This window comes from Massilia sp. Mn16-1_5, assembly GCF_004798585.1.
Taxonomy (GTDB): domain Bacteria; phylum Pseudomonadota; class Gammaproteobacteria; order Burkholderiales; family Burkholderiaceae_D; genus Telluria.
Genome location: NZ_PPXQ01000039.1, coordinates 1 through 11,940 on the forward strand (window position 1 = coordinate 1; position 11,940 = coordinate 11,940).

General features: G+C 56.2%; 8 protein-coding genes and 6 pseudogenes. 11 read left to right on the forward strand and 3 right to left on the reverse strand.

Annotated elements, in window-relative coordinates:
• From C2862_RS24770 to C2862_RS24810, 9 genes and pseudogenes are all read left to right on the forward strand, one after another.
• A pseudogene (locus C2862_RS24770) lies at positions 1–110 on the forward strand (IS5/IS1182 family transposase); the annotation flags it as partial.
• Between the two features lie 27 nt (positions 111–137).
• On the forward strand, positions 138–623 hold the full coding sequence (locus C2862_RS26060) for a YkgJ family cysteine cluster protein (RefSeq protein WP_373888281.1): 486 nt from the start codon (positions 138–140) through the stop codon (positions 621–623).
• A gap of 1,994 nt (positions 624–2,617) precedes the next feature.
• Entirely contained in the window at positions 2,618–3,904 is a 1,287-nt protein-coding gene (locus C2862_RS24780) for an integrase domain-containing protein (RefSeq protein ID WP_136223694.1), read from the forward strand.
• 625 nt (positions 3,905–4,529) lie between these two features.
• Positions 4,530–4,853, forward strand: a pseudogene (locus tag C2862_RS24785) (IS6 family transposase); the annotation flags it as partial.
• 1,231 nt (positions 4,854–6,084) lie between these two features.
• Positions 6,085–6,450 (forward strand): annotated as a pseudogene (locus C2862_RS24795) (recombinase family protein); the annotation flags it as partial.
• A gap of 213 nt (positions 6,451–6,663) precedes the next feature.
• A pseudogene (locus tag C2862_RS24800) lies at positions 6,664–6,831 on the forward strand (chromosomal replication initiator protein DnaA); the annotation flags it as partial.
• A gap of 170 nt (positions 6,832–7,001) precedes the next feature.
• On the forward strand, positions 7,002–7,802 hold the full coding sequence (locus C2862_RS24805; RefSeq protein WP_307723572.1) for a beta-eliminating lyase-related protein: 801 nt from the start codon (positions 7,002–7,004) through the stop codon (positions 7,800–7,802).
• A 43-nt stretch (positions 7,803–7,845) separates the two neighbouring features.
• A pseudogene (locus tag C2862_RS25870) lies at positions 7,846–8,508 on the forward strand (thymidylate synthase); the annotation flags it as partial.
• A 733-nt stretch (positions 8,509–9,241) separates the two neighbouring features.
• On the forward strand, positions 9,242–10,363 hold the full coding sequence (locus tag C2862_RS24810; RefSeq protein WP_136223700.1) for a competence protein CoiA family protein: 1,122 nt from the start codon (positions 9,242–9,244) through the stop codon (positions 10,361–10,363).
• A 331-nt stretch (positions 10,364–10,694) separates the two neighbouring features.
• Here C2862_RS24810 and C2862_RS24815 read toward each other — a convergent pair whose 3' ends face one another.
• Positions 10,695–10,907, reverse strand: coding sequence for a hypothetical protein (locus tag C2862_RS24815; protein WP_136223702.1), 213 nt, complete (start codon positions 10,905–10,907; stop codon positions 10,695–10,697).
• Between the two features lie 249 nt (positions 10,908–11,156).
• Here C2862_RS24815 and C2862_RS25450 point away from each other — a divergent pair, with 249 nt between their 5' ends.
• Both C2862_RS25450 and C2862_RS24820 read left to right on the forward strand, forming a co-directional pair.
• Complete coding sequence (locus C2862_RS25450; protein ID WP_168710167.1) at positions 11,157–11,306, forward strand: hypothetical protein; 150 nt, start codon at positions 11,157–11,159, stop codon at positions 11,304–11,306.
• A gap of 19 nt (positions 11,307–11,325) precedes the next feature.
• Positions 11,326–11,535, forward strand: coding sequence for a hypothetical protein (locus C2862_RS24820; RefSeq protein ID WP_136223704.1), 210 nt, complete (start codon positions 11,326–11,328; stop codon positions 11,533–11,535).
• A 93-nt stretch (positions 11,536–11,628) separates the two neighbouring features.
• Here the strand turns inward: C2862_RS24820 and C2862_RS26065 are convergent, their stop codons facing one another.
• Both C2862_RS26065 and C2862_RS24830 read right to left on the reverse strand, forming a co-directional pair.
• Positions 11,629–11,805, reverse strand: coding sequence for a Tn3 family transposase (locus tag C2862_RS26065; protein ID WP_136223706.1), 177 nt, complete (start codon positions 11,803–11,805; stop codon positions 11,629–11,631).
• Positions 11,806–11,830: 25 nt separating this feature from the next.
• Positions 11,831–11,940 (reverse strand): annotated as a pseudogene (locus C2862_RS24830) (IS5/IS1182 family transposase); the annotation flags it as partial.

The window sequence follows — 11,940 nt, forward strand, 5'->3', positions numbered from 1 at the left end:
TGCGCTATCGCCGTCTTGTCCGGGACTACGAGCAGCGCCTTGATGTGTCGGAAGCGATGATTTTCATCGCGCTCGGCTCTTCATTACTGCACCGGATGCGTTTCCGGTGAGTTATTAAACCGTCTCTTAGCAAGATTGTGGGGGGAAATGCCAGTGCGAAGTCTAAGCGCAGGAAAGTAATTACGATAGCAACTCGTGTAACCGATGCGCTTTCACCGTATGTAGCATGCAGGATAGGCTGTAGCGATTGCTGTCACATGAACACAATGATCTACGAACACGAAGCGATCCGCTTGGCCGAGGTTACGGGACGCAAAATGGTTCGTCTGGCTTACCGACCTATTAACGAAGTTTTCGCTCACGGCGCAAAATTCAATGGTAAGCCGTGCCCTTTTCTACGAGAGGACAGGTGTTCCGTTTACGAGGACCGTCCTCTGGTGTGTCGAACGCATCACTCCTTGCTCGATAACCCAACGTCGTGCAACATGGAAATTCCTCCTGCTAAGCAGACCCGTCCGCCAATGTATGACCCCGACCTCCTTGAAAAGCCTTATATAGAACTGAATGTAAAACACAACCCAGCAGAGCCCTGGGGGAACATCGCTGAGTTCTTCCCGGACTAACGAAGACTCAAGCAAATATGTCTCTCAATACAAATATGGCACCGCGATTACTTGGGCTCTATACCAAACTTAATGTGAAGCGTCATCGCAAACTAACACGAAATGAAATATGAGTAACTCCGACTCTGATGTGCACTGGCTTATGAAGCTTGCACAAGAAATCCGCGAAGGTAGTACACTGTCCGCTTCTGGAGAGCCGTCGATCGATCAGGATCTGGCACATCCAGCACTCTCAGTTCTAGGTGAACTTATTGACGGCTGTGGCTCCGAAATCGAACCGGCGTTTTTAGACGGTTACGCTTATGGACTCTGTCAAGCCGGGCTAATAGATGATGTTGTTTTGAGGGCAGTCAGGAGACACATTGGATTAGGTGAAGAGGATGATCTAACGCCAAGCCGAGAGCTCAAACACTAGGTAGCGTTACCTGGTGGGCCAGTTGGGGAAATAAGGCCGTGACAACGCTAAAGACTGCCCGTCAAAAAAGCGATGAAGCTTGTGCTAATAGAGCACGATATGCGATTGGGTTCTATCGCTTCGGAAGTGCCGTTGCACGGTAGAAGGTGATGCCCTATCACTTTAAATATCCGCTGTGCTCAACGTTGAAGGAGCAAATTTTCCCATCGACGCCTGCACGTCTGCATCTACTCGTAAGTGGCCAACTCACTGAGCTACCGGCATATCGACGAGCTCATTGAAGAGCAGGGCGTGCCGGTTGAGAATCCGACAATTAACTGCTAGGCCATTTGTTCCTTCCACTCATTGAAACGCTTTTCCGCAAGTATAAGAACAAAGTCGGCACCAGACGAGAAATGAACGAGACATATCTCAAGGTTAATGGCCTTTAAAAGTATTGTGTCGGCCGTTGGCAAGGAAAGAAAGACCGTCGACTTCCCTCCGGTATGCTATCGAGACACAGCAGCACTTATCGCGTTTCCGACAATACAATGCGCGACAATAGTGTTTCTGACAAGGCCGCAGCAGAGAAGGGTGGCGCTAACGAAGCCCAGCTGCGAGAGTGCGTGTGTTTTGTTTTGGGTTTGTCGGCGGATTAGCAGTGGGTTGTCAGGGGGAGCAGGAGGTTTGTCAGGGCGCGAAGGGGCAGGCAGAGATGTGAGTGCCGTCAAATGATTCCTCGATGATTCCTCGGTGATTCCTCGATGATTCCTCGATGATATCTTGACCCCACGGCCGTCTGCCATGGGATGAAAGCACGGTTCCCTCGCTAGTTAGACGTTGACGCACGGCAACGGTTGTGGGATAATAGTTCGTCGCTATGCGGCATATTTGGACCCCATAATTTTTTCAGTTCCTCCAAGGAAGTGAAAAGATTTCTGAAACCGCTTTTGCGGGACATATCTGAAGCCGCCAGTGCGAGCTGGCGCTGTCTCAAGCCGTCAGTGCAAGCTGGCGCATTGCAATAGCCTCCCGTCTTTCGATAGAGCAGCCTCGTGGCTGTTTTTTTTGGTCTATCGCTCTGAAGCACGGTTCCATACAGAGTGTCGAGAAAACCTGATAACCATGCGGGTTTGCGGGCATTCCTGAATACAGCAATCCCACAGAACGGAATGTACATTGGCAAAACGACGCCTGGCGCGGTCGTTGCCGGATGCGTTCTTGCGAAGGCATGCCACGTCACTACAACAATACGGGGAAACAAGCGGACCTTCGGCACCGACCGGACACAGGATGCGCTGGGCCAGCTGGCCCGGGCTACTGCTGACCTCCGCGCACCTCTACGGGCGTGAAAATGAAATCACATCGGGCGCTAGCGCAGCCCCCAGGACCTGCCCATTTGGCGGGAAGCGCTACGCGAGAAACTGCGTCAATGTTCGGGCCCTGGCAGCGTCAAGTCAGGCGATCGGTGGTCGGAAGGCGCCGGCGTGTTGTCGAGAGCCATGAAGGCGGCAGCGCGAAATCATTCTACTTAAGTTAGGGCCCTTCACCCCTGGCACAAAACCCCATTTGCATCACGCCATTCTCACTAAGATCGAGCGTGACGTACCAGGGCGTTAATAAATTGAAAAAGGATTGGGTAATATATATGGGATACATGGGACTTTTCTCGATACTGAATATGATTCTTGCTGCTCACGCCCATAAGCGGGTGAATGGAAAGCAGGCAAGCGAACGTACGGCAGAGGCGGCGGGAGAGGCTTTGCGCGCCATCTTCGGGTTGTTGGTGGAATTAGGCTATCGGCTGGAAGACCCTCGAAATATTGGCGAGAAGCATATCAAGGCCCTTTGCGTCGAGTGGCACCGGCGGAACCGTGCGCCAAAAACAATCCAGGGCTACCTGTCGCATCTGCGTATTTTTTGCGGCTGGATCGGAAAAAAGGGACTGGTAAAAGACGCTTATTACTATTTGCCGGACGTGCCGAGAGAGGATCTGCACGTAACCACTGTTGCTAAGCGTAGTAAAAGCTGGGCGGAAGTCGGGATCGACGTTGGCGCCAAGGTGGCTGAAGCAATGGCATTAGATTGGAGGTTTGGGTTGATGATTATGGTCCAAGTCGCGTTCGGGCTACGCCTGATGGAAGTCCTGCAGATGCAGCCTTGGAAATGTGATAAGGGCGACAAGTTCGCTGCATATAAAACCAAAGGGGGCCGCCCACGTGACATCGATATCGACACGCCGGTTCAGCGCGCGGTCATGGATTTCGTCAAGTCGAGGATTGGAAAGAAAGAATATTTGGGCTGGTCAGTAAAAAAAGACGGCAGCGCCGGTTCGCTGGCATATTCGAGAGGCCACTATTACTATTTAATGGGGAAAATCGGCATCAATAAAGTGATGGCAGAGGTCACCGGCCACGGTCTGCGCGCGCAATTTGCGGAAAACGCGGCGTTGCTGAGAGATCTTATTCCCCCGACGCTGGGAGGGCCGCCAGGACAGATGCCACGCGAGGATCTTGATCTCACCCGCCTGCAAGTGAGCGAGCTACTTGGGCATGCACGTAAATCGATTACCGGCGCCTATTACGGAAGTTTCGGTCGGGAAACGAAATTGGGCAGCCCAGGGCGAGCCCAGGAAGTAATTGAGCGATGCCTGGCGATGATCGGAGCGGATCGAATGCACCCGATCGCAAACGACCGCCTAACGCAGTGTGTGTGCCTCAACGCCGAGCTAATGGCGATTCAGGTTTACGACGATCCTAGAAAGGTCCAGGTCCTGTGGGAACACCACAGCCGGCGACATGGTGTGGAATGGATTCCTCCGACGTCCGGCTCCAACCTGGCGGCGCTCGAGGCGGCGGCTATCTCTCTTCTCCGTGCTGCAGGTTGACTTGCGCTACGCGGAACCGCTCATATGGTGTTTTCTAGAAGCAACCATAAACCAGCGTTAGGAAAATAAATGAAGGATTTCTTCAACCACGTCATAAGTATCGTAGTGGCCGGTATCAAGCTGTTCTTCTATCTATGCATCGTCCGTGGCCGGCAATCCGTCGCGCCTCCAGGTTCATCAAACATAAAGGAAAGGGAGTAATGAAATAATCGTTCGGCATGTTAGACAAATCGACTTCGCGCAGCTGCCGACAGGGGTTCAGCGTGAGGTCGACCACGTCTTCCCAGCGATGAATACGGTAGTAATCGCTGGGCCGACAATGCAGGACCGCCGGGAGCGGCCGCGTCCGGTGTCCTGGCTTCGCAGCACCGGCCTATTTCGTTTTCTGATGCTGCCTGCAATAAGTTTCACCGTCCAGCGCCTCATGCTTGCAGCAGCTAATAAGTCCATGCGATGCCGACCAGCTAATCAACAGGCACTTTGGTCGGCACAGTAGCCGCCTATCAGGGAATGTTCCCGGCTACTCTCAGGGCATCAGCGATGACCAAGATTCGATTCTGCCGCATTGACCAGCAAGCCAGATGGTCGGATAAGCTGGTAGCTCCTAAATACTTAACCATCCGACATGCTCAGCTTTACAGGAATGCGCTTCCCGATCGACGTCATCCTGGTCTGCGTCCGGTGGTACGCGGCCTGTCCGTTGAGCTACCGGCACTTGGAAGAGATGATGGAAGAGCGCGGCGCATCGGTCGACCATTCATCAATCAACCAGTGGGCGATCCGCTTCCCGCGGCTCATTGAGAACGTGTCGCGCAAACACAAGCTTCCGGTCGGCAGCAGCTGGCGGATGGATGAGACGTACATCAAGGTTAAAGGCGTCTGGAAATATCTCTACCGGGCTGTCGACAGGCAGGGCAAGACCGTCGACTTCCTGCTGACGGCTAAGCGCCGCTCCGGTTGGTGGAAGATGTGCAGACCGACGGGTCGGACGAGGGTTACAAGTTGGCCTTGAGCCAATCCGAAACCTGTTGCGAAAGCCCGCGCCAGGCGGAGTCGCCTTTAGCAACCTTACAGACCAAGAGCGAGTCATCCTTATCCATTGCACGGGCGATGTGATCGCGAATGACGGACGACGTGGCCGACGAGACAACCAGCCAGGTCGAATCCATTGGATGACACCAATTCGTTCCTGCCGACTTAATGGCATCGTACAGTGCCGGGTAGTTCTTCTGTTTGTTTAGGTCGTAACTGATGATATATACCGCCATTGCAGCCCTTAATATGGTGTGATGTAAACGGTTCTGATCAGGTGCAGAGTTCAGTCAGCGGGTCGGCCGAAACCGACCCGCGTTCTCAGGTCACAAGAGGCCGGTGTCGTGGAGGGTTCGCAGCAACAGGGCAACTGCCCCTATTACTTTGGCCACTTCGCCGAGCCAATTCACCTGTACTGCTTTCCGTTTGTCGTTACGCATTTTGCTCTCGCATATGCTTGGCGCCGCGCGGGGCCCCGGCAGCTCCGTGATGGATAGGCTGTCGGTTGTTTTATCGTGCCTTGCCGGGCACTAGCCGTTCCTCTGCTGCAGCAGGATCCAGGCACCCAAATTCAAACTAACCTGCCTAACAGGGGTCTTTGTTTGGGGCAGCTCAGGTACAGTCGGCGGCTCGTCGATAACGTTCGACGGGGACTGGTGCCGAGGTACCATCACCTATAAGCGGATTGATCGTCCGCAGTCCGGGCATCACCCCGGATTCCTACTCCCTACGCCACGAAGGGCGAGGGCCGTTTTTGTTCTCGGTCAGCTCTGCCGCTCCAAGCTCCTAAGTCGATCAACTGCCCTCAACTTGGGCTCCAGTCGACGTGTCCAACACATCATTAAACCACATTAGACGGCATTGGATGAACTGTCCGGTTATAGGGCTCTAGAGCGCGACCTACCAAGCGGAACAATGGATGCAGGGAAGATGAAGATCAGACGGTACGAGCTGGTCAACGCCGCAGACGGCTGAACATGCAATGTGGTGCGCATCGATCGAGAGAAAGGGGGCGCGATGGTTCGCAGTTGGTCGACCGACGGCCGCGGCTGGAACCAAAGGAAAGCGGCCACCTCGTCCTGCCTGGCACGAACACACTTTTCATACTCTCTGAAGAAAATGAGGAATAGCCCTGTCTTGGGCGTGATGCCCAGGATATTGGCGCGACGATCAAGATGCTCGCCGCGCGCCGCGTCGAGGTCATCGTCCTGCAGCTAGGCAAACTGGACCTGACGTCCTCCGCCGGCAAGTTGATGCTGACTATGCTGGCAGCGATGGCTGAGATGGAGCGTGATTTGCTGGTCGAGCGGACCCAATCCGGCCTGGCACGGGCGAAGGCTGAGGGTAAGACCTTGGGGCGACCAGTCCGTACGACGGATGAGCAGCGCGCGGCGATGATTTCACGGTTCAAGACAGGCGAGTCGATCAGCGCCTTGGCCCGGGATTACGACGTCTCGCGTGCCAGCGTGATGCGAATTGTGAAACCGACTTCAACCAGTTCCGCTGCTGTTTAACCCCCCCAGAGTTGTCGCCATGAAGCTGCCCTTTTTGACAGCATTGCCTGGCTAAAAGCCACCCCTAGGATAAAAGGGCTTGGACCTTGCTGCCGGCTCCGCCAATTGTGACGCTCCAGGATGATCGACAAGTTCGGTGACTGCGGTGGGCTGCTGTCGACTTCGAGCATTACTACCACTCGCTAGACACGCTGCTAACTGACCGGCCGTATAAAGCTGGTAGGCGAGCTGCACAAGATCTTGGCCTACTCGCGTTTCCAGGGCAAGGACATCACGATCGACATCCTGAAAGCGCTGAAGGACTTGCTGTCGGTGCAGAACCGCCAGATCTCGGTGCGGAACATCCAGAATACAGTAGCAGACTTCTTCAGCATCAAGGTCGTTCGACCTAAGAAGGGACCAGATCTAAATCGCGAGCTGTTCGGCATCGGCGACCACACCGGCGACGCTCCGAATGTCACCTTAAACGCCGAACTGATCCGCCGCTGTCACACCGACTTCCCGGCCACCGCGCCCGCACGCGCCGAGACCTTTGCCTGGATGGCCGCCTGGTGCGAACGGCACGGATCGAACACGACGTCTACGGCAGCGGCGCGCTGGTCGAAGCGTTCGAGGACAAGGTCGCGCGCCTGCTCGGCTTTCCGGCCGCCGTGTTCTGCATCAGCGGCACCATGGCCCAGGTCACGGCGCTACGCCTGGCCTGCGCGGACCGCGGCTCCGCGCCCGCCGCATTGCACCCAACCTCCCACATCTTCGTGCACGAACGCTCGAACTACCAGCTGATCGGCCACTTCGACGCCCTGCAGATGGGCGACCTCAACCGCCCACGGTCGCTCGCCGACCTGGAAGCCGTGCCCGACAGGCTGGGCGCCATCGGCATCGCGATCCCGATGCGCGAAATCGGCGGCCAGCTGTCGACCTGGGAGGAACTCGAGGCCATCAAGCGGCATGCTAGGCGCGCGGCGCACACCTGCACATGGACGGCGCACGGCTGTGGAAGCGGCCGCGGGCTATGGCCGCAGCGTGGCCGAGATCGCGGCCGGCTTCGATTCGGTTTATGTGTCGCTGTACAAAGGGATCGGCGGCCTTGGTGGCGATGCTGGCGAGGAGCCGCGCGTTGTCGAGCGCGCCGCCGCCGAATGGTTCCGGCGCCAGGGCGGCAATGTCATCCACCGCTCGCCCTATGTCGTCGCAGCAAGCATGCAGTTCGATGCGTGGCTGGCGGCCATGCCCGATTACTTCCGCCGGACGCAATTCCTGGTCGTAGCCCTGCGCGCCCACTCGGTCATTCGCTTCAACCCGGCGACTCCGGCCGCCAACATGCTGCACCTGCACCTGCCGGTCAGTCGTGAGCGCGCATTGGCGATCCGCGCGGAGCTGGCCGAACGCCACGGCATCTGGCAGTTCAACCGGGTCGAACGGGGCGCTGCCCCATACCAGCTATCCGACCGCACCGGCACCGGCACCCTGTCCGTGTTCGGCCACCAGATGCGTTTCAACCTGGATGAAGGCTTTCCCCTGGTAACCAACAAGAAGGTGCACATGAAGTCGATCATCCATGAACTGATCTGGTTCCTGCAGGGTTCGACCAACATCGGCTACCTGAAGGAAAACAGCGTCTCGATCTGGGACGAGTGGGCCGATGCGAACGGCGAACTGGGACCGATCTACGGCTACCAGTGGAGGAGTTGGCCAACACCGGCTGGCGAACACATCGACCAGATCAGCCAGGTACTGGACCAGATCCGGACCACCCCCGACTCGCGCCGCATGATCGTCTCGGCCTGGAACGTGGCCGACGTGCCGCGGATGAAGCTGCCGCCGTGCCACGCCCTGTTCCAGTTCTATGTCGCGGACGGCAAGCTGTCCTGCCAGCTGTACCAGCGCAGCGCCGACATCTTCCTCGGAGTGCCGTTCAACATCGCCTCGTACGCGCTGCTGACCCACATGATGGCGCAGCAGGCGGGGCTGGAAGTGGGCGACTTCGTCTGGACCGGGGGCGACTGCCACCTGTATTCGAACCACATGGAACAGGTCGACCTGCAGCTCTCGCGCGAACTTCGAACTGTACGTGGGCGACAACCTGCTCGACATCCTCGACATCCTCGACATGCTCGACATGCTCGACATGCTCGACATGCTCGACGACCGCCTGCGCGAGGCGCTGGCGATCTTCGCAGGAGCCTTACAAGCGACATAACACGGCTAATTTCAACGAAGTTCAGATTCAGGATCGGCGTCGAGAGCTGTCTGCAGATGCTGTTCTTCCAGAGGAATCTGACCGACGAGATCAGGCTCGACTAGTGCTAATGGGGGTGCTTTTGCGCTGCATGTGGGCGCGGAAAGGAGGTTATGAGTGCGAACCGGCGCTGGCCAATTTTCGCAGCACCCTTTTTATGCCCCATAATTCATGTACACAGACTCAGCAGGGGAAGTTTGAAAGTTAGGAGTCGTGTAGCTTAGTGAGGCTAGTGTTGTCACCAAAAAGCGAAAAGACCGGGGGGGTAGGAGCCCCCGGTCTCTTCATCACTGCAATCAGCGTACCTACAAGAAAGGAAACACGCTAATGACCATTATCGTCAAAAATCGAAACGGAAGCATAGTTTTTCGCGTTGATCAACGAGTTATTGCACTATTGATAACTTTGGGCTTGACCTTGTTCTATAAGGGGATCCCCCTGTAAAGCAATTCTCAAGTTGAGAATCGTCCCCTGGCGCAGCTAGGGGATCAGGAAGCCAACATCGTTACGAAATCCAACCACCGAACTCCGTTCGGCCTCAAAGATGGGCGCATGCTTGCGCCGGCAGACGTCGACTCGGGCTTGGCATGCGGCTGTACGTGTGTCGGCTGTGGGGCGACTCTCGTTGCCAAAAAGGGTGCCAAGGTTTCGTGGCACTTCGCGCACCATATCGCAACAGGCTCCGAGTCCTGTGTCGAGTCTGCAATCCATGCCGCGGCGAAGCAGATCCTGCTGGACGCCAACTATCTCCGCACACCGATGGTCGCAGTCTCCGCTGAACGGCGCCTGAAGACAGGCCGTCGGCACGCCAAGAGCATCATCCTGTCCTCCGACCGTGTCATACGGTTCGACTATTCCCGCAGCGAGGTTTGGGAGGGCGCCGCCAACGTGAGGCCTGACGTCGTCGGGTATCGAGGCGAGCGTCGAATTCTGGTGGAGATGTACTTCACTCATGCGGTCGACCGAACGAAAAAGAAGAAGCTCGAAGCGCTGGGAATCCCGGCGCTTGAGGTGAACCTCTCAGGACTTGCCTCTGACACGGACCTGGAGACGATACGCCAACGGGTGCTTGAGGACGTGTTCTTCAAGGATTGGCTGTTTTATCCGGGCGAGGAGAGCACGCGAGTACAGCTGCAGGAGCAGGTCGACGCCGAGGCGGATGAGATCGATCGCCGGCATGATGCAGAGCTCGAACTGACGAGGCGGGAGGAAGCTGCAAAGCGCGAGCGCATCGTGAAGGCATGTGAGGAAGTCGCGGAAGCAAATACGCGCTACCGTCAGCTTCCCACTGCAGAAAAAGAGCGACTCGTTCGCGAAGCGCTGGGAATCAGCGGTGCGTGGCCCTACTTCCTGAACACGAGTTCGGTCGAAGCCCCCTCGATCCTGGAGCCCGCGCACATTTGGCAGGGCGCCGTGTTCGCACGATTTCTCCGCGGCAAAGCGGTCCACCGCGTGTTTGTTGAGTCCGATGTGGTCGTTGAGTGGGTCGCCAGGAGGTTTGGTGTAGGCCGAAACCGCAAAGGGTTGGCCGCGATCGCGGTACGAAAATTTCTCGGGTATTTATGTACATGCGGGTTCCTCGAAAACGCCGGTAGCTCTGGCAGCGCAGCCTATCAGGTCGTCTTCGATCAGCTCACGTCCCCACCCAAGCGTAGTCCGAGGTGGATTGACTAGAGGCTAGTCTGCTCAGGATCACCCCATTCGATACCGGCAGTACCTGGGCAAGGGCGGTGACGCTGAGCGTCGGCCTTGATCATACTGGCGTCGGTTGCAAAAAAATGTCCCGCGTGATGCTCTTGTCATGGTCGCGCCCAGTACTGGTACCGGCGCTTTGAGTCGCTGGGTTAGTCTATGTGGATCAAACAGCTATCCACTGATGTCCCCACTCCTTGACTGTTTTTCGCGAGCGGCTCTGCTCGACCGGGAAGTACCGGATGCGATACATCTTCCCGTTGTACTGCACGACTGAATTTGCCCGCGCGTTCGGGTAAGCACGATCAAGTTCTTAGTGCAGCTTTTCTTCTTCCGTCTTTTCAAGCAGGCCAATGCGCTTCAACTCGCGGGAAATCTGCCTGACTTCCCGCCTAGCGTCACGTCGCTGGGCTTCGTACTTGTTCGGGTTGTTGCTCTTATCGTTGGCGAAAGCATCGTCCCAATATTTGAGTTTGACCTCCGCGGCAGCCAGGTCTTCAAGTGTGTATAAAAGATTGAACATCATTTGTGGGTCTTCATGAGGGTAAATGCCGAGGATGTTATGTGTCGGATAGCGGGAGCATTGTTCCTGACGTCGTACAACCCAGTCAACTATGTAAGGCATGTGCTGTACAACCATACAGTTTTTTTTCGTTACTTACGGATATTAAAAAAAGTTAGTGTAGAATAGAAACCACTACATACAGTACCACCCATTACTTCGGTGTCAACATGTAGTTGTTTTTGTTCACTCTCAACTTTATCTGGAGGTCATATGGCAACATCCAAGAAGAGCAGCGAGCAGACGTCGTCGTCTGTGGCATCGAAGGCGAGCAAGATTCTGTCCAACCCGAAGTCAACGCCTGCACAGCGCAGCGTCGCGGCCTCGGCCCTGACGCAGGCACGTAATAAAGGCAAGAAGTAACCGGCTGACAGGAGGACGTATGCAGATCAATCTCGCACATCTTCGCGAACGCTCGACCACGGGCGCCCCGATCGACTTCGCCGTCTTTGATGCGCGGTCGAACTCGGGAACGCAAAGTGACAACAGCCGGCTGCTTGAACAGCTGACCATGAAAGCGCGCGGCGCTGGTGTGAAGGTCGACCAGGCAGCGCTGGCCTATTCGGAAAACGGGCGTATCAGGGGAGAATAGGGAAAACGGAAAAAATCGGGCGCTAAGCCCTGTTACCGATTCTTGAAGTCCGCAGCGGCCGATATTTTTCTCATCAACCTTCTTGCTCTTCCTTCAAATGTAATATCCGGTCCCGTAGATGTGCTCCCAGGCCAACGAGGACACGAAACTGCAGCATACTGGCGTCGGGGAGCTGCCAGGACCGCGCGCAACCTGTGTCGCCCGCTCCAGAAACACCGCATGCCAAAGAACGATGGCGCCCGTCACCAGGTTTAAGCCGCGGTCGCACATATCACCTAAGAGACGGTTTAATAACTCACCGGAAACGCATCCGGTGCAGTAATGAAGAGCCGAGCGCGATGAAAATCATCGCTTCCGACACATCAAGGCGCTGCTCGTAGTCCCGGACAAGACGGCGATAGCGCA

Excerpts from the sequence above, each read along its gene's own strand:
- C2862_RS24810 (WP_136223700.1), top strand. The coding sequence starts at position 9,242 with ATGCTTGCGCCGGCAGACGTCGACTCGGGCTTGGCATGCGGCTGTACG.
- C2862_RS24815 (WP_136223702.1), bottom strand. The coding sequence starts at position 10,907 with ATGATGTTCAATCTTTTATACACACTTGAAGACCTGGCTGCCGCGGAG.
- C2862_RS25450 (WP_168710167.1), top strand. The coding sequence starts at position 11,157 with ATGGCAACATCCAAGAAGAGCAGCGAGCAGACGTCGTCGTCTGTGGCA.
- C2862_RS24820 (WP_136223704.1), top strand. The coding sequence starts at position 11,326 with ATGCAGATCAATCTCGCACATCTTCGCGAACGCTCGACCACGGGCGCC.
- C2862_RS26065 (WP_136223706.1), bottom strand. The coding sequence starts at position 11,805 with ATGTGCGACCGCGGCTTAAACCTGGTGACGGGCGCCATCGTTCTTTGG.